Origin of the sequence: Mesorhizobium sp. M8A.F.Ca.ET.021.01.1.1, assembly GCF_003998025.1 — a bacterium.
Lineage (GTDB): Bacteria > Pseudomonadota > Alphaproteobacteria > Rhizobiales > Rhizobiaceae > Mesorhizobium.
The window spans coordinates 1-23,049 of sequence record NZ_RZSJ01000025.1; the positions used below are offsets into that span (position 1 = coordinate 1).

Sequence of the window (23,049 nt, forward strand, 5' to 3'; positions counted from 1 at the left end):
GGTGGATACTCCGACTCTCCTGTGACCCGAGCCCGCGTCGGAGCCGGTTCGTTCGCAAATGCGCCACATTTCCGTGAAGGTACTGCCAATACGTCTGGCGGCATGCCGGCAATCCTTCATGACAATGAAGCGGTTATCCCGCTGTCTCGCGGTCGCAAGATTCCGATCGAGATGCCGGACGAAAAAACCCCGATGCGTGGCGCAGGAGCCGGGGGCTCCCGTGGCCGAGGACCGATGGTCTTCAACTTCAACGGCGTGAAGGACGCAGACTCCTTCCGCAAGTCGAAGTCGCAGATCGCAAACGACATGGCTTCGTCTTACCGTCGCGCCCAGATGCGCGACGGCTAATCACGCCCAGCGTGTCCAGAATTACTTGACAACGAGAAAACCAAATGGCTTTCCACGACGTACTCTTCCCCAAGGCGATTTCTTATGGCTCGAAAGGCGGTCCCCGCTTTTCGACCACCGTCCTGACTCTGGCTTCCGGCAAGGAGCGCCGCAATCAGAACTGGCTCGACGTGCGGGCCGAGTACGACGTGTCGCATGGCATCAAGGACCGCGCCGACATGGCGGAACTGCGCGACTTCTTCTACGGCCGGCGCGGTAAGGCATACTCGTTTCGTTTCTACGATCACGCCGACAATGTGATCCTGAATCAGGACATCGCATTGGGCGACGGAACGACCAAGTTGTTCCAGATCGTCAAGACCTATTCGCCGTCCGCAAACCCCTACGTGCGCAAGATCACGAAGCTGGTGGAAGGCACCCTGCACGGCGTCTCGGTCGCCGATGTTGTCATGGTCGAATACGACTGGATCACGCCGGGCAGCCCCGACTACATCACGTGGTTCAACGCCCTGTCGGCTCCGGCCAAGCTGCTCGCGTTCATGTGCAACTATACGACCGGCGAACTCTACTTCGTCACGGCTCCGGCCAACGGCGCGCTGATCGATCTCGCGGCCGTGGACTTCCACGTGCATGTGCGTTTCGACACTGACCTGTTCGATTCCGTCCATGACTTCTGGGAAACGGAAAGCTGGGAATCGATCCTTCTCGTCGAGATCAAGGACGCCAACTAATGAAGCTGGCTTCCCTCGCGCTCCAGAACCATCTCAAGCAGTCGACGACCACGATCACGACGCTCTGGAAGATCACACGCATGGACGGCAAGGTGTTTGCCTTCACCGAGCACGATCGCGACGTGACCTATCAGGGTCGGACTTACAAATCGACGGGCGGCTTCAACAAGTCGGCCGTCAAGTCGACCGGCACCTTCTCCGTCGACAATCTCGAAGTGAACGGCTTCCTGTCCGACGACACGATTCCCGACGACGAACTGCGTAACGGCGCGTTCGACTACGCCGAGGTCGAAATCTTTCTGATCAACTACATGGACACGTCCATGGGTGATTTGAAGCTGCGCTACGGCTTCTTCGGCGAAGTGCGCAGTGCTCCCTCGGGCATGTTCCTCGTCGAACTTCGCGGCCTGATCCAGTTGATGCAGGTCCGCATCGGCGAGACCTACGTGCCGGAGTGCAAGGCCGACCTCGGTGACAGTCGCTGCAAGGTCGTGCTCCAGCCGGAGCCGTACAAGCAGACCAAGCTCTACAAGGTCGACGATCGCATGATCGTCGCCACCGAGGGTCCTGACGATCTTTATCCGCCTGTGGCGCTGGTGATCCAGAACCACGATTTCGAAACTGGTGATCTGACTGGTTGGCAGAGCGGCGGCGGCGTCATCCCCGGCACCATCAACCTCGATCCCTACACACCCGAAGGCGGCAACCCGGCAGACAATCAGTTCTTCCTCAACCTCGATATTCCGGTGTTCCGGAAGAGTCAGGCCGGCATCGTTCTCAACGCCGATCCGGTGGCGATTGACACGGGAAAATTGACGCTCAAGTTCATGGCTTTGACCGCCGCTCTGGAGCTTAATTCCGGAGCCACTGTCCAGATTATCTTTACAAATACGGGCGGCGGTGCTATCAGCAGTTTTACGCAGGACCTCGGGGTCCAGACGCCGGAGCGCGTCTGGCGTGAGTCGTCCTTCGAATGCGCGATCCCGGTGGGCTCCCGCAAGGTTACGATCTTCCTCGGCGGCTACAACAACGACCCGATGGGGTTTATGCAGACTTGCTACGATAACATTCGTGGCGAGATTCTTTTCCCCGATCCGGCAGAGTTCATCGAAGAAAATCAACTCGACTATCGCATTTATGGCGGCGTCGAGTGGCGTGCAACTACTGCCGGCGTCTCCGGTACACTCACCAAGGATGACTTCATCGGTCAGACGACCGTGGTCGACGGTGACGTTACTTGGGAGAAGGTCGATCCGAAGCACATGTTCCTCGGAACGGTGTCGGAAAACGCCACCATCTCCACACAGTTGGTCACCGACACCGCCGCGATCATCGCGCGACCCACGGGCTGGTTCAACTGGGGAGTTCTCAAGTTCTTGACCGGCCAGAATCGCGGACGGGCGGTCGAAGTTCAGGTCCACTCCGGAGGCAATCTAACTCTGGCGATGCCCCTGCCGTATCCCTCGGCGGATGGCGACATCTTCCAGCTTCACACCGGCTGCGACAAGAGCCGCGAGACCTGTTTCGGGAAGTTCAGCAACATCCTGAACATGCGAGCGGAGCCCGACGTGCCGGGCATGAATCAGTATTTCAAGGTCGGAGGTATGACCTGATGGTCTCCCGCAATGACATCGTCGACGCTGCACGCAAGTATCTTGGCGTCCCGTTCCGCAAGGGTGGGCGCGACAAGAACTCGCTCGACTGCGTCGGCCTGCTCATCATGATCCACAAGGACCTCGGGCTGCCGATCGAGGACGACACGAACTACACCTTCGCGCCGACCGCCAACGTCCAGATGATCCAGAAGTTTGTGTTCGGCCAGTCCGATCCGGGCGGCATGGTTCCCAAGCATGGCCAGATCGGCGTGATGATGGACAGCCATTTCCCGATGCATTTCGGGATCATCACCAAGGACGGCGACCGCACCCAGTTTATCAACGCGAACACCAAGGAACGCCGCGTCGTCGAGCAGGACTTCGTCAACTGGCGTCCGAAGCTGACGCACCTGCGTGAGTTTAAGGGGCTCGACCTCGCATGATGCTCGGCGTTGCATTTGGTGGCGGCGGGCTGCTTGGTGGCGGCTTCCTGATGAAGGCAGCGGTCATGGGCGCGTCCGTCGCCGGATCGTTGCTGCTCAAGGACAAGTCCAAGCCCAATCCGAGCAAGCTGAACGACCTGCGCGTGTCGTCGTCGACCTTTGGTCGTGGCATCCCGCTTGTCTACGGAACCATGCGTGTCACCGGCAACATGTTCTGGGCCACGGACTTCCGTGAAGACCATTACTACATGACCAACAAGGGCAAGCGGGTCGAAGGTAAGAAGGGCGAGAAGAAGGAAAAGAAGGGCAAGGCGCAGGAGGTCTATGACTACTACGCCAACTTCGCCATGGGTCTCGCGGCAGGTCCAGTTGAATCGCTGATCCGCGTCTGGGCCGACAACAACCTCATCTACGACAAACTCAATCGGCAGGACCCCGACGATCCCATCGTCGAGATCGGCTTCACGCAGCAGCAGGGCACCGGCAAGGGCGGTCCACAGTCTGCGGCCGGCAAGGGCAAGGGCCGTCAGGGCGCATCCGGCCGCTTCCTGTTCCGCTTCTACAAGGGCAACGAAGAGCAGCTTCCAGACTCCTTCATGAAGGCCAAGACCGGCGCGGCGAAGTCGCCCGGCTATCGCGGTCTCTGCTACCTGTTCTTCGAGGATTTTGCGCTTAAGGATTTCGGCAACCGCACACCGACGATCACGGCCGAGATTTCAGTTCGCGAGCAGCGCCGGCCGGCCGTCGAATGGTGCGAAAATCTGGAGCCGAAGCTTGGCTTCCAGCAGAAGGTTGGCTGGCCCGCTCACTACGATCCTTACAGCAACAAGCTCTACCACTACGCGGTCGGGCCGATTCGGACTGGCACCGACGACGACGGCAACCCGATCATCGCGACGAACCGCACGATGATCCGCTGCTTCGACATCCAGACGATGAAGGAAGAGCGCCGCGTCGACGTAACGGACGTGCATGGACACTGGATGGGCATGTCCCATCTTGGCGATTTCGTCTGGAACATGGAGACCCAGAACGCGTCCCCGATCGGTTTCCGCGATCCTCACACGTTGGCCCTCAAGGCGGTCTGGGGCGGCTCCGGAATCCTCGTCGGCGATCCCTATCAGGCTGTCTGGCTTCCGACCTTCGGTGTGCCTCTGATCGGCACCGACGCCACCTTGCAGCCGGTAGGTTGGACCGCCGTCGACAGTTGGCTCGGCGTCCATATCTTTGACGACGACTACAACCTGTCGAGCTACATCGACAGCACTGAGCCGGCCACCGTACCCGGAACCGGCATCAAGAAGAAGCTTGAAGTCGGACAGCCGAACGCGGTCACGCCGTCCGGACACGGCGCTGGTGCCTTCGCAATTACCAAGGGCATCTACGCCCTGACGGAGCAGATTTACGCTTTCAGTCCGGACCCGGATCGTCTCGGTCTCGAAAACAACGACATGGAACTCGTCTTTGAGTGGCCGACTGCCGCGATGAAGGCAAACGGCGCAGTCGTTGGCGGCGGCGGCGCGTTTAGTGGTCTCCAGTTTGGAGGCATCAGTTGGGCCGGCGCGGTCGTTGGTGCGAAGATTCTTGGCGTCGTCTCGTGGTGGTTTGGCGGTGGTCCTCAGAACGCCGGAACGTGGTTGCACGCCTTCGACTATCAGTCCGGAGAAATGGTCTGGAGCAAGCACATTTCCGGAGACCGTGTCGGTCCCGGCGAAGGCTTCATGTCGCCCAATACGTCGACCACCAATCAGTTGTCGTGGTTCACAGATCGCACGATCTGGACCGTCGATTGGCGACAGCATCTGGTGTCGTCCATTCAGGTCGGCGCGTCGTTTGGTGACGGCAACCGCATCTACATGCCGTCCGAAATGTACGGCCAGTATTACCTCGCGAACAAGGATGCGATCCTCTATTTCTCGCAGGACCCGCAGATCAACAACGGTGAGGGCAACTGGATTATTGCCTATCTGGACCGCAAGGTTCAGGGCAAGGTGTACGTGTCCGACATCTGTCGCGACGTGGCGTTGCGATCCCGCATTCCTGCCAACAAGATCGACACGAGCGGACTGACGGCTGACGAAGAAGTCACCGGCTACATGATCGAAAACCCTACGTCAGGGCGCGACATCCTGTCGGAACTTTCCGACGTGTTCCAGTTCGATGTTGTCGAGTCTGACAACGTCCTCAAGTTCGTGTCGCGCGGCAAGGACCCGGTCAAGGTCGTCATGCAGGAAGACCTTGGCGTGGTCGAAACCGACTTCGGCGGCGAGAATGAATACTACACCGAGACGCGTCAGCAGGAGATCGAGCTTCCCGAACGATGCGTCGTCGAGTTCGTCGATCCGGGCCAGAAGTACGAGACCGGAAACCAGTCGTTCAAGCGCCCGTTGCGGCCGTTGTCCGTCATGGGGTCTCAGGAACGCTTGGACGTGACCCTGAACATGGCCATGTCGCCCGCGCGCGCCAAGACGCTGGCGCAGCGCATCCTCTTTGCTGCTTGGGGCGAGCGCACCAAGCACGAATACATGCTGCCACCTGATTACTTGATGCTCGATCCATCCGACGTGATGGAAGTGCGGCTGGACAATGGCGAAGTCTTGCTCGACCGTATCACCGACATCGAGGTTGGCGCTGACCTGTCGATGAAGCTGAACTCTGTCAGCCAGCACGCCAACCACTACAGCCTGACGACCACGGTCGGTTCGCCGGGCGGCGTCATTTCGCTGCCTTACACGCCGCCGCCGAATGCCAAGGTCGGCGTGTTCGACGTGCCGTATCTCTGGGACATCGACGCCGAGACCAACCCGGCCTTCTACGAGTTCTACTGGGCCGCGATGTCCACTGGACTTGGCTATGATGGCGGCGCGATCTCGTCTCGCCGTGACGACTCGGACAAGTCTGAAACCGAGGGCTTCTCCAAGGTCGATGCGATCTGGGGATATTGCCTTACGCCGGTCCCGGCTCCGCCGTCCGGACGCACTGAAATCACCGACACGACGACCGTGCTCGAACTTTCGATGGGCTTCGACTGGAATGCCGGCGAAGAGCCTCGCTACACGTGGGAGTCCATCGAAGACGCCGACTGGCCGAACCTGAACAACATGATCATCATCGGCGACGAGGTCATGCTGTTCAAGAACGTCGAGGTCTTGGCCAACGGCAACGTCAAGATCAGTCACTTGATCCGTGGCTATCGCGGCTCCGGTGTGGCGGCGTTCACGCACGATCCGGGGACCTACGATCTCGACGTGCCTCACGCCTATCTCAAGCTGGATCAGTGGGTCATCGTCACCAACACGTCGGTTCACGACGCCGACCACCCGGTCGCTGACCTCAACGTCAAGCACCGCTACATGATCTCGACTGGAACGTGGCTCCCGAACTGGTTGGCTGCGGCCAACAAGATCACCACGGGAGCGACCCGCAAGCCGGCGCAGGTCGGCGACATCGAGCGTCATCAGATTGGCTCGGACTTGAACGTCACCTTCTCTCGCGCAACTCGCTTTGGCGGCGACTTCAAGAGCGGAACCGCCACCGTTCCGGTCAACGAACAGTTCGAGAAGTACGAGGTCTATTTCCTCAACGCGCCTTACGACAAGGCGACGTGGGACCCCGATCACCCCGCCCTCTACTGGAACAAGTCGGAACTCACCGACACGACTTCCGTCACGCTCACCGCCGCAACCCTCACGGCAGCCGGCAAGACCAACAAGAGTGATATCCATCTCGTGATCTACCAGCTTTCCGATCAGGTCGGCCGTGGTTTCCCGCGCTGGATTTCTCTCCCGTACTCGATGTTTGGACTTTAAATCATGGCCAACACTCCCATCCTGAATATCCCCCTCCTGACCAACAATCAGGCGGCGAAGGAATATACGATCAACGACGCAATCACCTATCTGGAGAAGGCGTCCAACGACGTAGTCACGATCGACTTCGCGGCCGGCGATGTCGTGCTGCCACAGCTTGATCTCCAGCGCTATTTCTGGTTCCGATCGGCCAACGTTACTGGACTGCGCGACCTCACACTGCCGGCCGGTCAGAAGCGCGTCTTCGCCTTCGACAACAGCGCCGGCTCGAACAAGGTCACGATCAAGCAGGGCAGCGATTCGATCGAGTGCCTGACCGGCGAAGTCTACGTCGTCGCGGCCACCGGCTCCGTGCTCAAGTTCCTCTACAACTCGGTGGTAGGCGGCTCGATCTCCTTCCCGAATTTGTCGGACGTGCCCAACAATTATAGTGGCGCTGGCGGCTTCCTCGTGAAGGTGAAGGCCACCATGGATGGGCTCGAATTTGTCAACCCGGCATCGGGCGGACTCACCTTCCGCGACCTGTCGGAAACGCCTGACTCCTACACCGGCAAGGGCAAGTTCTTGACGCGTGTCAATCAGGCCGAGAACGCTCTGGAATTTATCGATCCGTCGAGCGTCATCAACGTGATCAAGCTGATCTCGCAGGACACCACCACGCGCACGCTCAGTCTTGGCGATCTCGGCGCATACATCCGAACCACCAACGTCGGTGCAACTCAGATCACGGTGCCGACCACTTCAACGGCAGCATTCCCGGTCGGTGCACAGATTCACCTTCGCCAGTCCGGTGCGGGTCTGCTTGAAGTCGTCGCAGCATCCGGCGTCACGATCAACACGCCGTCGACGCTGTTTTCGGCCGGTCTGGGTGCGACCCTGACCCTCATCAAGGTCGGCACCGACGAGTGGGATATCTTCGGCGCGCTCCAGCCGCTCTAGGCTGAGCCGTTTTATCTTTTTGCGTGACAAGCAGGATGATGGCTGTCAAGATTTGCTGGACATCCATCATCTTGAATCGCGGACGCGGGGCGTCCTTTTCGGCCGGCGCGGCAAAGGCACGCCCGGCGTGTCAAGCACTTCTTGACAGAAGGCAATCCCATGAAGACGGTCTACAACTGGAAGGAAATCCTCCTTCACGCATGGTCGATGCGCATCATCTATCTGATGGCGCTGATCAATGGCGCGTTCTGCACGATCTCCGTCATCACTGGCGCAATGCCGACGCCGCCCATGTGGCTCGCACTCCTGAACGGAGTGCTCTCGGCCGCGACCGTACTGGTTCGCCTCATCCCGCAGGAAAAAGTCTCCGGAGTATCGACCAATGGCAACTAAGAAGCTTGGCGCGACCGCCTCGGCCGTCGCCGCAATTGCAATGGCAGTGGGCCTCGCGAAGCCGATGGAAGGTTATCGCGGATACGTCTATCGCGACCCGATCGGCGTCCTGACCTACTGCTACGGTGAGACCGAAAACGCCAAGGCGATGCAGGGCAAGAAGTTCTCCGAGACGGAGTGCGCAGCGCTGCTCACCAAGCGCATGGCTCACTACGCGCAGGGCAACGAGAAGTGCGTGCCCGGCTACAATTCCCTGCCGACCCCCGTTCAGGCCGCGTTCGACGACTTCTCCTACAACGTCGGCAACGGCGCGTTCTGCAAGTCCACGGCTGCCAAGCTGCTCAGCGCTGGCAAGCTTCGCGAAGCCTGCGGCGAGTTCAAGAAGTGGGTCTTCGCAGGCGGACAGCGTCTGGCCGGTCTCGCGCATCGCCGCGATCTTGAAGAGGCCATGTGCCTCAAGGGCGTGTAAATGGTCGACAAGATCGCCATCCTGCCGATTTCGATCTTCCAGAAGCAGTCGAATTATCGGCGACCTTCTGGACCGGTCTCGCCTGCCCTTTCGGGTGCAGCGCCGCGCATCAGCGGCACGCCTCGTCCGACGCGTGTGCTCACCGCCACGCCGGGGGCTTGGTCGGCGCAGGGTGACGAGCCGACCTTTACCTATCAGTGGCGCGCCAATGGCACCGACATCTCCGGAGCTACGCTCGACAACTACACTGTCCTGATCGGCGATGTCGGCAAGGCAATCACCTGCCGTGTGACGGCCACGAACGATTTCGGATCGGCAGCCGCTACGTCGAACACGCTGACGGTGGCAGCGGTCGTCTCTCCAATGGTTCAGTCCTATCCAGCCATTTCCGGCCAGCCAACCGTCGATGAAAATCTGTCGGCCTCTGGCGGCGTCTGGAATGACATGGGCTCGGCAATCACCAATTACGGCTTCCAGTGGTATTCCGCAGGCTTTCCGATCTCCGGCGCGACGACCAACCTTTACGTCCCTGTCGAGGCCGACGCCCGTTCGCCGCTGATGGTGCAGGTAACCGCAACCAATGGCGGCGGATCGACCATTGCATTCTCTGCCGCGACCAAGAAGGTCGCTGCCACGGCTGACGTGCCGACCAATTATATCGCCGCGACGATCGCAGGCACTGCCAAGGACGGCCGCACTCTGACGGCAAACAAGGGCACGTGGAACGACGACGACGTAACGATCGCGTTCACCTACCGCTGGTTCGCTGACGGTGTGTTCCTGACCGGCCAGATCACCCAGTCCATGTTGCTCACGTCCGAGCATGTCGGCAAGCGCATCACCCTCGAAATCACCGCTCAGAACTTCCTCGGCACCACCATTGTGACTACCGCAGCCGTTGGCCCTGTCGCAGCGGCCGACGCGCCGGCCGTCATCATTCCCCCTGTCGTCATCATCACGCCGACCGGCCCGGTCGTTGTCCCCGGCACGTATGAGCCCGGTGGAACCAGTGGTCCGCCCACCTACGAATGGCACGACGACAATGGCAACATCATCCCCGGCCAGACGGGCGACACTTATGTGCCGGGTCCCGGCGATCCGCCTGCGGGCGAAGTCATCATTACCGTTCCCGGCAGTGGTGGCGGCAGCACGGTCATCACCGTTCCGGTGACTCCGGTCGTTGGTCCGGAACTGCCGATCAATCTGCGCTTCCCGTTCATCAACGCTGCGACCCGAGTCGGCCAGACCATCACGCTCGATCTCGGCATCTGGGACGGACGCGGCGAAACCGCAGTGGTCACCTACGCATGGGTTTACAGCAATGACTCGGCCGTCCCGACCGCGTCTGGTCTGTCCTATGTGACCAAGGCGCAGGACAACTGGAAGATCATCGCCGTCAAGGTCACCGCGACCAACAGCAACGGCTCGACCGTGCTCACGACCAACTTCACCGAGGTTCTGCGTCCAGCGGTCACGCTGCCGGTCAACATCGACAAGCCCACCATCAGCGGCACGACGAAGGTCGACAGCACGATTGGTGCCAACCCCGGTATTTGGAACGATGGCGACTTCGGCGAGACGCCGCTCACCTTCACCTACCAGTGGTACACGGATGGCGTCCTCATTCCCGGCGCAACGCACCAGACCTATTTGCTGACTGACTTCGAAGTTGACTCCTTGATGACCGTCCGCGTGAAGGCGACGAACGCGAAGGGCAATGTCTCGGCAGACTCGGACAAGTCCGCCCCGATCCGTCACAACTACCCGGCTCCCGTCAACGTCGAAAACCCGGTCCTCTCCGGAGTCTACGAACTTGGTGAAGCAATCTCGGTCACTGATGGTGTCTGGGACGGCAACGGCCTGAGCATCGAGAGCTACCGTTACATGTGGCAGCGCAACGGTGTGCTCATCGGCTCCGCCACCGAAAGCAGCTACGTCATTGTCAAGGACGACCTCGGAAAGAAGGTTCGAGCACTGGTTATCGCTGTCACGAATGGCGGCGAAGGATCGGCCTACTCCAACTCGTCGAGCACCATTCCCGACATTCTTCCCGTCAACAATTTTCTGCCGGTCATCACCGGTCCCACCGTCTCCGGTCAGACCTTGTCTGTCGATTCTGGAACGTGGACCGAGCCGGGGTCGCCGATCCTCGGCTTCCTCTATCAGTGGCGCGCCGACCATGTTCCGATCTCCGGCGCGACCAGCACCACCCTGTTGCTGACGACTGCCCAGATTGGCAAGGCCATTGACTGCATCGTCACTGCACGGCACGCCCTCAACGACGTTTCCGTGACCACCGATATGACGGTGGACGTTGACGCGAGCTTCACCGCGCCGGTCAACTCCGTCGCACCGACCATGACCGGCACGCCGCGCGTCGGCAGCACGCTCTCGACGACGAATGGCACGTGGACCACCAACGGCGAGCCGATCACCGGCTACACGTATCAGTGGCGTCGCGGCATCTCGCCGATCTCGGGCGCTACCAACAGCACCTATGTGTTGGTGCTGGCTGACCTCGGACTGTCCGTCTCCTGTCTCGTGACGGCGATCAACGATGCCGGCAACGCGACCACGTCTTCGAACGGGTCGATTGCCATCCTGCCGCAGCAGCTTGCGCCTTCGAACACGTCTGCACCGACCATCACCGGCACGCCGACCGAAAACGAAGTGCTGACGGCTCACAACGGCACGTGGTCGGACAACAACGCGACGATCAGCGGCTACACCTATCAGTGGAAGCGTGGCGGTGTGAACATTTCCGGCGCGAACGGAGCCACCTACACGCTGGTCACCGACGACGTTGGATCGACGATCACGCTCGACGTGACGGCTACCAACAGCATTGGCTCGACCACCGCAACCTCGGCCGCGACGGGCACCATTGCCTCGGCATTTGATACCGATGCGCTGACCTACATCTCGGCAATGACGGTTCCGCCTGACGCCACGCGCCAGAACCTGATCAATGATCTGGTCAAGTCGCTCAAGGTCTGTGGCGCATGGTCGAAGCTCGACATCCTCGGCATCCACGCCGCTCACACCGAGCAGGCGGCGAAGCTTAACGCCAAGAATCCGACGCACGTCCTGACGTATCGCAAGTATGTCACGGCCACCGACCCGGTCTTCACGGCTGATCGAGGTATCACGACCTCGTTCACGCTCAATACCTCGAACGCGTGCATTAACTGGGGCAAGTCCCCGACCGATCTGGCAGGCTTTGACCTGAACGACGGATTCATCGCCAACTGGGCGTTGACGGACGGCTCTGGTGATCAGGTCGAAATGTCGTGGGATGACGCTGGTCAGCTTCTCTTCGCCAACGACTACAACACCGCCTACAACGCCCGCTTCAACGCCACGGGATCGACTCAGTCCGGCGCAGTCGCGACCGGTAAAGACTTCTTCGCGATGATCCGCAACGCCGACTACGGCTATCGTGTTCGCAAGGGAAAGACGCTTCTCTTCCAGAATGCCACCTTGTCGACGGGGATGCCGACGACGAACCGTCTGTTCTTTGGCGGACCTTACTCCGGCAACGCGGCCAATGGTGGATCGAACCGTCAGTTCGCGGTCACCGCTGTCGGCGCTGGCATGGACGATGCTGCCGTCATCGGCATGTACGAGGCCCTGCACACCTATTTGACGGCCGTTGGCGCGATCTCGTCTACCGATAATTCGCCGTCGCTCACCGTTGCGCCTGCCATCACTGGGACCTTGGCTGTTGGCTCGGTCGCGACCTGCTCGCAGGGCACGTGGAACGACAACGGCTCGGCGATCACCGGATACACCTACGTGTGGCGCACGAATGGCGTGGTGGTCTCCGGCGCGACCGCCAGCACCTATACGCTCCAGACCGCAGACCGGGGCAAGTTGGTCACCTGTGACGTGACCGCGACCAATGGCAACGGCTCCACCACGGCGGTCACGCTTCCGGTGCAGGTCACGTTCACCGTCGAGACTGAGACTCAGACGTTCCTCAACGCCATGACCACGCAGCCGAACACAACGCGCAAGGTCGCGATTGATGACGTGGTCAAGGCGCTCAAGACGGCTGGCGTGTGGTCGAAGCTCGACATCTTCTCGATCCACGCCGCGCACGATCTGGAAACGGGTCTGCGCAACTGGATCACGCCTAGCCATCTCGGCGTCGAAAAGAAGGTGACTGGTGTTTCTTCTCTCGGCTTCTTGGTCGACCGTGGCATCACCACTCCGGGCTCCGGCAACACCACCACGCAGACGGTCATCAACTGGAACAAGTCCGAAGCGGCGCTGACGAACTTCAATCAGGATAGCGGCACGCTCGCGGTCTGGGTGCGGACGCTGGGCAGCACGACTTCGGCCGACCTTGGCTGGGTAGATGACTCCGTGTCGTGGCTCGCTGCAAGCTATTCCGGCACTATTCAGGGGCGCGTCGGTGGTGGCACCAGTCTCAACGACAACAATGGCGGCGTGACAACGGGCCTCGGCGGCATCATTCGATCGGCCTCGAACGCCATGCGCAGCCGGAAGAACAAGACCGCCATCGGGTCGAACGTGTCGGCTTCGACCGGCAATCCGACTGGCTCGAACCTCTACACGGGCGGCGCACTGTTCGGTTTGACCTCGAACACGCAGTACCTCGCAACCATCGTCGGCGGCGCTCTGACCGATACCGAGTGGAACGCGATGTACGACGCCATCAATGCCTACAAGACCGCCGTTGGCGCATAAGGAAAAGGAGAACTGAAATGGCCTTCAAGGTACGACTTGAATACTGGAAGTTGAGCAAGAACAGCGACGGCGTCAACACCGTCATCCTCGACAAGACGATCGCTCCGGCCGACGAGCATGAGGCTGCCGTCGAAGGCGCTGCACTGCCCACGGCACCGCTGAATGAGAGCTACGCGATGAGCGCCTTTGGCGTTACCGGCGCGTGCGTCATCGCCGTTGGCCCTGATGTCGATGCCGACCCGACCCTGACCGGAAAGCTGGTTCAGGAAGGTGGCCTGCACTGGTTCAAGGTCGACACGAACGACAAGGTCTCGGTGATCGAGTACGTCTAATGTTCAACCCCCTCGATCTCTTTTCGTCCATCAAGAGCGCCGTGATCACCATCGGTGTGATCGCCATGCTGTCCTTGATCGGCACGCTCTGGGTCCAGAAGGGCCTCGCCGAGCGCCGCGCCGAAACGCTTGCGTCCGAGAAGGCCAAGCTGGAGAGCGCCGTTCTCTCGCGAGAGATCGAGGTCGACGGCCTCAAGGTCTCGCTGACCGAACTACAGAACACACTTTTCCGTATCGGCGAGCACAAGTCCGTCGAAGACGCCAACAACAAGGAAATCGACAATGCTCCGCCTGAAAGCGATGGGCCGGTTGCTTCTGTGCTGCGTGATGCCCTTCGTGGTGTTGAGCGCATGTACAACCACGCGCACTGACATCCAACTCATCTCGCCGACGATCCCCGACGCCCTTCGGTCGTGCCGCGATGTCCCCGGCTCACCAAAGGAACCGTACACGCAGAAGGATGTCGCCCGCTTTTTGAACTCTCTTGCCGGAGCGCACCTTGACTGTAAGGAAAAGCTCGCGGGCGTGCTCGCCATTCTTGACAAGGCAGAGGCGGGCTCTAAGGCTAAGCTCCAGAAAAAGAAGTGAAATGTCGTGTCACGATATGTCCGACAATTAACTATCCGGACATGTCAGCTATCCATTAGCTGCAAGCAATGCTTGACAAAGCCATTCCTCTGCCATAATTTCCGCAACAACTGCTTGGACCAGAGCGACCATCGCTCGGGTTGGGGAAAGCAGGAATGAAGAAGGAAACTTTAATGGCACAGGCACAGGCAGTTGAAGCCGAACACCCCAAGGCAACCAAACCGATCATGGATCGGGAAGGCTGCATTGCGTTCGGGAAGAGGCTGGCAGAAGCACGTGAAAATGCAGGAATGTCGCAGTCCGAGTTGTCTCGGCACCTGTCGATTTCCCGTTCGGCCGTGGGACAGTGGGAGTTGGGGAACACCTACCCTGCGGTTGATAATGTCAGGCGGATCGCTGATGCGGTTCGCGTCTCGCCGGAATACCTGCTCTTCGGTATTTCGAACTCCAATCCGCAGCGTCTTGTGGATTCCATCCCTCTCATCGACCGGATCAACGGCAAGGAACACGTTGTCACAAGCGTGATGTTGCCGAAGGATTTCATCAGTCGCGCCGGCCTCACCGGTCTGGAGAAGATGAGGGCCGTCACGGTGTTCAATGATGGTGAGATCGATGGCGTCCGTCGCGGCGACATCGCGATCGTCAACACCGAGGACAAGGACATCAGCGGCAAGGGCCGCTTCGTTCTCGACAACCACAAGCAGACCAGCCTTGGCACCGCGCAAGCCGTGCCCGGCAGTAACAACAAGCGCATGCAGGTCACCATCACAGGCGACACGTTCGAGCTTCCCGTTGACAAGCTGCCGATCGTCGGCCGCATCGTTGCAACGCTGCGTCTCGACCAGATTTATCATAACTAGGGAGCCAACCCTTGCTCGGAGACAGCCCGGCCTAGCGCCGGGCTTTTGATTCAGTCTTCGCTTCGATCCGGCGTAGAAGCGCTTTGATCTCTTCCTGCTCTGCGTCAGTGAAGGCGTTCCGATCCTCGATAAACGACGAGATGACCTTCGAGATGATCAGCGGGACGAACAGGAAGATCGAGACGTGCATCAGCACGACGGCCGCGATCCGGCCGAGCGTCGTCAGTGGGAACATGTCTCCGTATCCAACCGTCGTCGCGGTCACAGAGGCCCACCACAGAGCATCGCCAAGGCCCTTGCCCTCGGCATAGGCGTAGACGGCAGCGCAGCCGCCCAGAAGGACCGCGTAGAGCCCGGCAAGTTCAAGGAACGTGTCTGTGCTCTTGGAGATCAGTCGGCGCATCTGCACTCATCCCGGTTATACATTTTTCGCGAAAAGCTTATAACTTGGTCATTCCGGCCGGCCCGGTCACGGATGGCTCATTCGGTAGCTGTTCAAGGCTGCCGCCGTCTCTCTGGCGACCTGCTCATTGATTGCTCCGCACAGATTGCGGTCGCCGATATGGATGCGCCAGCCGGCCGGGCTATTGACTGCGCGGAACATCACTGACGAACCTTCACGCCGAGTTCCTTGACCGCCGCCAGACCCTGTTCGGTCAGGTAATAGAAGGCCCCTTGATGAAGGCTTTCGCCGCGAGGACCACGAATGACCGTGTGTTCCCCGCGTCGGAAGAGTCCCAAATCCAGACCCTTATCCAGTCCATCTCGGATTTCCCTCGGCAAGGGATCAGAGGACGACTTGTTAGGAACGCCGTAGGTGGCGAAGTGGTGACTGAACTCAAAAGCCAGATTGAGTTCCGGGGTCAGTTCAACCGTCAGATTGAAGGTCAGATTCATCGAGGCCATTTCAGTCCTTTCCGAACAGGGTGTGATACTGTCCCTTGGTGAGATACTGCCACGTCATGTCTTCGGCGCTCTTGTAGAACCTCCACGGCCCGCGCCAGCGCAGCCAAAAGGGTGTACGATGCAGGGCGAGGGGAGCGTCAATCATTACGGGTCCATTCACTAGGATCGAGATCGAGTAGGTGGGAGGGTTGATCAGTCTGCCCGCCTGCGGGATGAGTGCAGACTGCGCCGGAGAAGCGCGACATCACTTGGAGCCCGACGAACCATCGAAACTTGATGTCGCCGTGCTCAGTGATCACGTCTGGCACGGTCTCTTCGGTCACATGGCCGTCGCGGATCGTGGTCAGCCGCATCAGACGAACATCGACAGACCGTCGTCGTTCTCATCGGCGTGAACGCCGCACGACTCCAGTTCCTCGATCTGCTCCTGCGTGATGACCTCGGCCAGCTTCTCCAGATCGACATCCAGATAGATGCGATCGTGCTCGGCGGCACCCACCATGTTCATGATGTATCCGCTCTTGTTCGGCGCGCCCGGCAGGATCGACTCCAGCAGCATGAAAGCGTGCAGGTCGTTGCGCTTCGTCCCGAAGCGGCCGTCGCACTGAAAGATGCCGGTGTGCGGCCGGTCGGAGGCGGCTTCGAGAGCCTGTAGCAATTCTTCGTCGGTCATGTCAGCCTCGGAACCGGTACGGTGAAGGGATTACGAAGATCGCAGTTGATTGCGCGATGCTCTCCGATGGCATCGGCCTTCCAGTAGTTCCCATCCTCGTCGGCCCACACGGAAATACCGTCTGCGCTCTTGCCCTCGGCAACGAGGATGCCCCTCGGCGTATAGGCGGCGTTGCCGGTCAGGCGGAAGCTGACGCCGCGCCACGATGAGACCAAATAATGCTGCGTCGATCGCTCGCGGTTCGTGTGCTTGATGAATACGACCTTGCCGACCTCGCTCATGCGCCCACGGTCTCCGCCTGCACCAGCACCCAGACCTTCTTCAAAATCTCGTGAGAGACCTGATCGGGAAACAGCGGATCGTCGATTACGCCCTGCGCATTCGGAGCGGCGTCGTGCTTCGTATAGGGATTGGCCGGGTCCCAAAGGCCAAACTCGTTGCGGATCGACGTACCGATGCCGTGGTGGTAGCGGATCATGTCCTCGGCCGTGAGCGCATCGGTGCGAACCGCATTCAGGTCGCTATCATTCATGCGAGAAAACACGACAACCGCGATCTCGTCAGGGGTCAAAAACTTGCTCATCGAATCCTCTCAGTGATGGTGGTGACCTTGATGATCTCGGCGCTGCGATTGTGGCCGTGGCCGAAATAGGATGGGATCGCGATCTCCTTTTCGTAGCAGGCGACCGCATCCGCTTCGTTGTCGAACTCAGGGTTTTTGGCCACGCCTGATCCGCATCCGACGACCCATTTCACCCGCCTGATGCGCTTCTGCTTCATGCGCCGCACGTCTCGATATCGAAGAAGCCATTCCGCAGAGTGATCGCCGGCCAGCCCCACATGGTGGCCCACTTCTCCCGCTTCGGCGGCTTGGGCTTCATCAGGCCGTACTCGACCATCATCGCCTCAAGCTTTTCCAGCGTCAGCGCCTCGGGCTCTGCACTCAACTGGCTCGTCGTGCCGGTGAGCGCTGCCGTGGACCAAAGCTCCATCTCATCCAGCATGTGGGCGATGGCCCGGCTCTCAAGCCATGAGAAGTCGACATCGGCGATGGCGATTGCGTGCTCGGCGACGGTCTTCTTCTTCTGGGTCCACTCCCACCACTGCCATTCAGGCACGAAGTCGGGTTTCTGCACTCGACCCGTGGGAGCCGTCTTGAACTCGATCATCGTCCTGTCTGGAAGCATGACATCGTACAGCAAAGACTTGTCGTCCCACGGCAGGGAAGACTTGATGTCGCCCAGTGCCAAGGCCGAGACGGATGAGAGCAGATCGGGGTTGGAGGTCAGCGCCATTTGAGCGTCTTTGCCAGTTCGCGAGCGCTCTCGATGTCCTCGGCGACGACCGGCTTCCAAGCCAGTCCCCAAGACGCGTTGATCCCGCCCTGCGCCTTGAAGAACGATGCCTCCTTGACGAAGTAGGCTGAGCCGTTGAAGTGCACGTAGTGCGTCGGCTCGGGCTCGTTCTTCACACTGTGCTGCCAAGGCGGATCACAATCTCGCAGGTTTCCGCAGCACGGATTCAGCTTGCAGGTGAAAACGCTACCCATCGGCGCGATCCTTTTTCAGTTGATACATTGTCTCGGCGCTGATCTCGTCGAACGTCGGCCCGCTGATGATCCACACCTGAGCGCTGCCGTGGGCGAAGCCACGCGATCCAGCCGAGGCCGGCACGTGAGGGAAGGTCAGTCCGCCGCCCTCATCGCATTTGATTTCGAAGTTCTCGGCCTCTTGAGTGACGCCGAGGGCGACTTCCATCTGCCGGCAATAGGCCCACAACGTCGGCGCGGACCAATCCTGACTCCCCTTGTAGACACCGGGGAAGACGAAGCGGTTTCCCATGGCGTCCTTGAAGACCGGGAAGGAGACCAGTTCCGGATATTTGGCCATCAGGCGTGGCCCATCACGTCATCGTCCCTCACATAGGTCGTCCAAATCTGGCGCTCGCCACGTGTGACTGGGTGCATCTCGCGCACGGTAAAATCTATGTTGTCGATCGAGGTTGGATCGAGCCAGTCAGTGTCGTTGCCGTTGATTTTCTTCTCGATCTTGGCGCGGAGCTTTTCGATAGGCTCGTCGGTGTCGATGGTCTCTTCCGAGCGGCCGTAGAAGGTGTAATCGATGCAATATTTGGTCATCAGACGAACTCGATTTCCATGGAGGGTTGAATGCTGTAGCTCGACGCGCTGCGCAGGTTCAGGAACCAGTCGAATCCGTTCCTGACCGCCCGCACGCCATTGAAGTTGACCGTCGTGCCGCCGTCTTTGACGTGCACCGAATAGGTCTGGCCTTCCTCAAGCCCCTCCTTGACGGGGATGAGTGCAGAGATGGCGAAGAACGTGCGGCCGAGGCGTTCGCGTCGGACATCCGGATTTTCGGGGACGATGACCACTGACGGATGCTCCTTTTTGTCTGAGAGTACCAAGCCCTCCAGCCGTTCAATCCGCTCGACGACTTCCTCAATGGCGTACATCTGGTCTTCGTCATCCAGATCGCGGCGCGCACCGCAGCGCACACAGTGGATGGCGCGCTCGAACGCTTCGCGGATCGTCGGCTTGTCCAAGCCGCAGTCGCACTTCCGGCAGTAGCCCCACGCGCCCATCAGAACCTCGGCCCGACTTGAGCGGTGACGAAGACGTAGATGATCCCGAGGAAGCACAAGTTGCCGGCCAGCGAGAGGATCAGGCAGATGGTCATTGTGTCGATCATGGGAACAGGACCCGCCGCAGGGTGTCTCGGATTTCGAGATTGTCGGACAGTTCGAGATCGATCGAGATGAAGTCCCACTGCGTCGGGTGAGGCTTCATGTGCTTGACCATCGCCCGCAGGACCTCGACCTGATCGCCGCTGTCCATGGCGGCGAAGATCGCCCCGAAGTCGTCGGCATTGGCGCTGATGAAGACCGGCCTACCGGAGTCGATTTCAACTTGAATCTGCATTCAGAACCTCGGCCAGTCAGTGATCATGTTGATGAGGATGGCGATCGTGATGCCGCCGAATACCCACATGCCGGCGACGGCTGCCCACTGCGCGATCATCAGGCGGCTCCATGAGCGAGTTGACGAAACAGTTCGTCGACATAGTCCTTGCGCACGTGCCACTTGCCGCCGAACAGGACCGAGGGGAAACTTCCGGACGTGGTCACGCTGCGCCACCAAGTCAGATTCAAAGCAGCGATCCCAAGCTCGGCACACCGATCGGCGACCTGCCGAAGATTCAAAAACCCGCCCGGCTGATCCTTGTCAGGGCAGTTCTGGCGGATTTTCGCGACGGTGTGCTTGAGGGCTTTAGGCTGCATTCCGATCGGATAGCAGAACACGACAACGTCTGTCAAGCAATTCTGGACAAGCTGGTCTACCGCTGGTCTACCGGGCATTTTCGGACAGATTTTAGGACAAGACTCCTAAAAGATTGGTCGATCCGAGTGTCAGAAACCCGCTGAGCGCCGACCTAACTACCTGTAAAGATTGGGATTTTTGGCCGTTTTGGGTAGACCAGTGCACTCATTACGAATGATGTGCTCTACCAACTGAGCTAAAGCGGCCCGGGAGGCCAAGGCCTCCAAGATGGGCAGGGTGATAGACTCAACCGGCCGCGAATTCAAGATGCGACTTGGCAAATCATGCAAGCGTCCCGCCGCGATCGAAACCGGGGCTCCAGCGCCCTTGCATGCCGGAATCGCCGACATATTCCGATTTTGTTTGCCGGAACATCGCGAAGATGGACTTTGGACGGCCCGTCAAGGCAGAATGCGGCTGCCCGCCCGTTGATTGATTGGTCGCCTGCCGCTAACCATCATGAAAGCTTGTCGCAATTAGCAGAGGGATCTCGCTTGGACGCGATCGAAAAAGCGATCCGGAACGCCTTGGAAAAGGGCAACGCCGAGGACCGCGCGTTCCGCGAGAGGGTCTATCGCTCGGCCTTCGCCGCGCTCGACCGTGCGCTCCAGGCAAATCCCGGCGTGACCGTGGAAGTCGCCATCAAGCGCCGCAAGGCTATCCAGGCGAAAATCACCGAAATCGAATCCGAGTACCTGCCGGCGGTGCCTGGCGTTGCCCCGCAGATCGACGCGATCGACGCGCCGGCGGGCGAGGCCGAGGTTGGTGCGGCGCCTGCGGTCGAGGCCGGCCCGAGGGTGCCGTCGCCCGCAGTCTCCGTCGACGCCCCCGTGCAGCCCGCTTCCGATGCACCGCGCTCGCGCGTGCTGCCGGTCGTTCCCGACATCATGCCGGATGCGACCCTGCCCGGTGCGCCGACCATCGACATGTGGGCTCCCGCCGCGCCGGGAGCCCCGACGGAAGTGGCGCCAGACCGCGATGAGCGGCGCATTCGCGGACGTCGCCTGCCGCTGACCGCCATTTTCTTCACCGTGACGCTGCTCGCGGCGGTTGGCATCGGCCTGTTTTTCGCCATGCAGACCGGTGTGTTCAAGTCGGCGGCCGAGCTTAATACCGCGCCGCCGGAAGCGCCGCCGACCGTCGAGGACGACGATTTCACCCCGGCCGACGGCGCCAACGCCCCGGCAAAGCCCGGTGCCGCGGATCAGTCGCACGACTGGATCAATGTGTTTTCGCCGACCGACCCGAGCCATGTCGCCGCGCCGTCGGACGCCAAGGCCGAGGTGATGAAGGACGACAGCGGGCCGTTCCTGCGCATCCGGTCCGGCGCCTCCGGCTCGGCGATCGCCTTCGACGTCGGGCAGGGCGTGCTGGAAAAGCTCGCCGGCAAGCACGCCGTGTTCGACATCATTGCCCGGGCCGAGGACGGCAAGGACACGCAGATCTCCGTCGACTGCAATTTCGGCGAACTCGGCGACTGCGGCCGCAAGCGTTACGCCGTCGGCCAGCAGAAAAACGAATATCTGTTCGACGTGAAGTTCCCCGACAAGCATCCAGGTTCGGCCGGAACCATTGCCGTCAATTCCGATTTCGACAAGCAGGGCAAGGCGGTCAACGTCTACGAGATTCGCGTCTCGATCGAGCCTTGAATTGAATCGTTGCGACCGACATACCGGCGGTGCCTATCAGTCGAGCAGCGCCTGCAGGGTTTCTATGCGGTCGGCCTCGTTGGCCGGCTTGTCCCAGCGCAGCCGTGAAATTCTGGGGAAACGCATGGCCACACCCGATTTGTGCCGAGTCGAGCGGTTGAGCCCCTCGAAGGCGACTTCCAGCACCAGGCCATTGTCACGGTCGGCGCGCACCGAGCGCACCGGTCCGAAGCGCTCGACCGTGTTGTCGCGGACATATTTGTCGATCTGCTTCAGCTCTTCGTCGGTGAAGCCGAAATAGGCCTTGCCGACCGGCACCAGCTCCTCCGCGCCCTCGGTCCCGGACCAGACGCCGAACGTGTAGTCCGAATAGAAACTCGAACGCTTGCCGTGGCCACGCTGGGCATACATCAGCACGGCGTCCACCGTGTGCGGGTCGCGCTTCCATTTGAACCACGGCCCCTTCGGCCGGCCGGCGAGATAGGGCGAATCCCAGCGCTTCAGCATCACCCCTTCGATGATCGGATGCGGCGGCGCACGGCGCAGGTCCTCGAGCGCCTGCCAGTCCGCGAAGTCGACGAAGGGGGAGAGATCGAAGCGGCTGGGGTCGAGCGTCCCGATGAAGGCTTCCAGGCGGCCGCGCCGCTCGCGGAAGGACAGTGGGCGCAGATCCTCTTCACCAATCTGCAGCAGGTCGTAGCAGCGCATGAAGGCCGGATATTGCTGCTGCATCCTCAGTGTCACCGTCTTGCGGTTCAGCCGCTGCTGCAAGTCCGAGAAGGTTCCCGTCGCCTCGCGTGGATCGCCGACAAGCAATTCGCCGTCGAGTGCGGCGGAAAAGTGCATGGCGTCGGCGAGGTCTGGAAAGGCGCCCGAGACATCGTCGCCGGTGCGCGAATAGAGCCGGCGGATGCCGCCTTCGGCCACCGCCTGGACACGGATCCCGTCCCATTTCCATTCCGCCGCATAGTCGGCGGGATCGAGCTTTTCGAGATCGCAGTCGCCCACCGGGTTCGACAGCATGACCGGGCGAAACAGCGCCAGCGCCGTGTTGCGTGGTTTTTCGGCCTTGCCTTCCAGCCAGGCGAACAGTGCCGTGTAGGGCTGCGACAGCCCATGCCAGAGCTCCTCGATCTCGGCGACGTCGACCTTGCCGAAATCGGCCAGCGCCTGTTTGGCCAACCGCGCCGAGACGCCGATGCGCAGGCCGCCGGTGACCAGCTTGATGATGGCGAAGCGCGCCGAGATGCCGGCGCTGTCGAGC

At 60.4% G+C, this 23,049-nt stretch carries 29 protein-coding genes; 14 read left to right on the forward strand and 15 right to left on the reverse strand.

The window, feature by feature from the left end; all coding sequences use genetic code 11:
• The 12 genes from EOA36_RS04430 to EOA36_RS04485 all read left to right on the forward strand — a co-directional run.
• Positions 1-348: hypothetical protein (locus tag EOA36_RS04430; RefSeq protein ID WP_210212402.1), on the forward strand; the 348-nt coding region annotated here is incomplete at its 5' end.
• A 44-nt stretch (positions 349-392) separates the two neighbouring features.
• A complete protein-coding gene (locus EOA36_RS04435) occupies positions 393-1,079 on the forward strand; it encodes a DUF2460 domain-containing protein (protein ID WP_127275763.1) in 687 nt (228 codons plus the stop codon).
• Positions 1,079-2,692, forward strand: coding sequence for a DUF2163 domain-containing protein (locus EOA36_RS04440; protein WP_127275764.1), 1,614 nt, complete (start codon positions 1,079-1,081; stop codon positions 2,690-2,692). The genes EOA36_RS04435 and EOA36_RS04440 overlap by 1 nt, the downstream gene beginning before the upstream one ends.
• Positions 2,692-3,117, forward strand: a complete 426-nt coding sequence (locus EOA36_RS04445; RefSeq protein WP_127275765.1) for a C40 family peptidase — start codon at positions 2,692-2,694, stop codon at positions 3,115-3,117. The genes EOA36_RS04440 and EOA36_RS04445 overlap by 1 nt, the downstream gene beginning before the upstream one ends.
• The gene (locus EOA36_RS04450) at positions 3,114-6,926 is read left to right on the forward strand and encodes a phage tail protein (protein WP_127275766.1); all 3,813 of its coding nucleotides are present in this window, start codon (positions 3,114-3,116) and stop codon (positions 6,924-6,926) included. Before EOA36_RS04445 ends, EOA36_RS04450 begins: the two co-directional genes overlap by 4 nt.
• A gap of 3 nt (positions 6,927-6,929) precedes the next feature.
• A complete protein-coding gene (locus EOA36_RS04455) occupies positions 6,930-7,865 on the forward strand; it encodes a hypothetical protein (protein WP_127275767.1) in 936 nt (311 codons plus the stop codon).
• A gap of 159 nt (positions 7,866-8,024) precedes the next feature.
• Positions 8,025-8,258 carry a hypothetical protein gene (locus tag EOA36_RS04460; protein ID WP_127275768.1) on the forward strand — a complete coding sequence of 78 codons (234 nt, stop codon included), beginning with the start codon at positions 8,025-8,027 and terminating at the stop codon, positions 8,256-8,258.
• Complete coding sequence (locus EOA36_RS04465; protein WP_127275769.1) at positions 8,248-8,727, forward strand: lysozyme; 480 nt, start codon at positions 8,248-8,250, stop codon at positions 8,725-8,727. The genes EOA36_RS04460 and EOA36_RS04465 overlap by 11 nt, the downstream gene beginning before the upstream one ends.
• Positions 8,728-13,440 (forward strand): hypothetical protein, encoded by a 4,713-nt coding sequence (locus EOA36_RS04470; protein ID WP_127275770.1) that lies wholly within the window; start codon positions 8,728-8,730, stop codon positions 13,438-13,440.
• A gap of 17 nt (positions 13,441-13,457) precedes the next feature.
• Complete coding sequence (locus EOA36_RS04475) at positions 13,458-13,772, forward strand: hypothetical protein (RefSeq protein ID WP_127275771.1); 315 nt, start codon at positions 13,458-13,460, stop codon at positions 13,770-13,772.
• Complete coding sequence (locus EOA36_RS04480) at positions 13,772-14,143, forward strand: hypothetical protein (protein WP_127275772.1); 372 nt, start codon at positions 13,772-13,774, stop codon at positions 14,141-14,143. Before EOA36_RS04475 ends, EOA36_RS04480 begins: the two co-directional genes overlap by 1 nt.
• Before the next feature lie 372 nt (positions 14,144-14,515).
• Complete coding sequence (locus tag EOA36_RS04485; RefSeq protein ID WP_127275773.1) at positions 14,516-15,220, forward strand: helix-turn-helix domain-containing protein; 705 nt, start codon at positions 14,516-14,518, stop codon at positions 15,218-15,220.
• A 31-nt stretch (positions 15,221-15,251) separates the two neighbouring features.
• On the opposite strand, the gene EOA36_RS04490 is transcribed toward EOA36_RS04485, so the two are convergent.
• From EOA36_RS04490 to EOA36_RS04550, 14 genes are all read right to left on the reverse strand, one after another.
• Positions 15,252-15,623, reverse strand: coding sequence for a potassium channel family protein (locus EOA36_RS04490; protein WP_127275774.1), 372 nt, complete (start codon positions 15,621-15,623; stop codon positions 15,252-15,254).
• A gap of 66 nt (positions 15,624-15,689) precedes the next feature.
• Positions 15,690-15,824, reverse strand: a complete 135-nt coding sequence (locus EOA36_RS38760) for a hypothetical protein (RefSeq protein ID WP_281040040.1) — start codon at positions 15,822-15,824, stop codon at positions 15,690-15,692.
• Positions 15,824-16,117 (reverse strand): hypothetical protein, encoded by a 294-nt coding sequence (locus tag EOA36_RS04495; RefSeq protein WP_210212403.1) that lies wholly within the window; start codon positions 16,115-16,117, stop codon positions 15,824-15,826. The genes EOA36_RS38760 and EOA36_RS04495 overlap by 1 nt, the downstream gene beginning before the upstream one ends.
• A 146-nt stretch (positions 16,118-16,263) precedes the next feature.
• Positions 16,264-16,479 carry a hypothetical protein gene (locus EOA36_RS04500; RefSeq protein WP_127275776.1) on the reverse strand — a complete coding sequence of 72 codons (216 nt, stop codon included), beginning with the start codon at positions 16,477-16,479 and terminating at the stop codon, positions 16,264-16,266.
• On the reverse strand, positions 16,479-16,799 hold the full coding sequence (locus EOA36_RS04505) for a hypothetical protein (RefSeq protein ID WP_127275777.1): 321 nt from the start codon (positions 16,797-16,799) through the stop codon (positions 16,479-16,481). Before EOA36_RS04505 ends, EOA36_RS04500 begins: the two co-directional genes overlap by 1 nt.
• On the reverse strand, positions 16,796-17,080 hold the full coding sequence (locus tag EOA36_RS04510; protein WP_127275778.1) for a hypothetical protein: 285 nt from the start codon (positions 17,078-17,080) through the stop codon (positions 16,796-16,798). Before EOA36_RS04510 ends, EOA36_RS04505 begins: the two co-directional genes overlap by 4 nt.
• On the reverse strand, positions 17,077-17,382 hold the full coding sequence (locus EOA36_RS04515; protein ID WP_127275779.1) for a hypothetical protein: 306 nt from the start codon (positions 17,380-17,382) through the stop codon (positions 17,077-17,079). The genes EOA36_RS04510 and EOA36_RS04515 overlap by 4 nt, the downstream gene beginning before the upstream one ends.
• Positions 17,379-17,579, reverse strand: coding sequence for a hypothetical protein (locus EOA36_RS04520; RefSeq protein WP_127275780.1), 201 nt, complete (start codon positions 17,577-17,579; stop codon positions 17,379-17,381). Before EOA36_RS04520 ends, EOA36_RS04515 begins: the two co-directional genes overlap by 4 nt.
• Positions 17,576-18,094 carry a hypothetical protein gene (locus tag EOA36_RS04525; protein WP_127275781.1) on the reverse strand — a complete coding sequence of 173 codons (519 nt, stop codon included), beginning with the start codon at positions 18,092-18,094 and terminating at the stop codon, positions 17,576-17,578. Before EOA36_RS04525 ends, EOA36_RS04520 begins: the two co-directional genes overlap by 4 nt.
• Entirely contained in the window at positions 18,085-18,270 is a 186-nt protein-coding gene (locus tag EOA36_RS04530) for a hypothetical protein (RefSeq protein WP_127275782.1), read from the reverse strand. Before EOA36_RS04530 ends, EOA36_RS04525 begins: the two co-directional genes overlap by 10 nt.
• Positions 18,271-18,340: 70 nt before the next feature.
• Positions 18,341-18,688 (reverse strand): hypothetical protein, encoded by a 348-nt coding sequence (locus tag EOA36_RS04535; protein WP_127275783.1) that lies wholly within the window; start codon positions 18,686-18,688, stop codon positions 18,341-18,343.
• Entirely contained in the window at positions 18,688-18,936 is a 249-nt protein-coding gene (locus EOA36_RS04540) for a hypothetical protein (protein ID WP_127275784.1), read from the reverse strand. Before EOA36_RS04540 ends, EOA36_RS04535 begins: the two co-directional genes overlap by 1 nt.
• Positions 18,936-19,361, reverse strand: coding sequence for a hypothetical protein (locus EOA36_RS04545; protein ID WP_127275785.1), 426 nt, complete (start codon positions 19,359-19,361; stop codon positions 18,936-18,938). The genes EOA36_RS04540 and EOA36_RS04545 overlap by 1 nt, the downstream gene beginning before the upstream one ends.
• A gap of 142 nt (positions 19,362-19,503) precedes the next feature.
• A complete protein-coding gene (locus EOA36_RS04550; RefSeq protein WP_127275786.1) occupies positions 19,504-19,737 on the reverse strand; it encodes a hypothetical protein in 234 nt (77 codons plus the stop codon).
• Positions 19,738-19,847: 110 nt separating this feature from the next.
• Here EOA36_RS04550 and EOA36_RS36985 point away from each other — a divergent pair, with 110 nt between their 5' ends.
• Both EOA36_RS36985 and EOA36_RS04560 read left to right on the forward strand, forming a co-directional pair.
• A complete protein-coding gene (locus EOA36_RS36985; protein ID WP_145969111.1) occupies positions 19,848-20,240 on the forward strand; it encodes a hypothetical protein in 393 nt (130 codons plus the stop codon).
• Positions 20,241-20,630: 390 nt separating this feature from the next.
• Positions 20,631-21,785: a hypothetical protein gene (locus EOA36_RS04560; protein ID WP_127275788.1), complete on the forward strand. Its 1,155-nt coding sequence runs from the start codon at positions 20,631-20,633 to the stop codon at positions 21,783-21,785.
• A gap of 36 nt (positions 21,786-21,821) precedes the next feature.
• Here the strand turns inward: EOA36_RS04560 and EOA36_RS04565 are convergent.
• A partial coding sequence (locus EOA36_RS04565) for a cisplatin damage response ATP-dependent DNA ligase (protein WP_127275789.1) occupies positions 21,822-23,049 on the reverse strand: 1,228 nt, incomplete at its 5' end.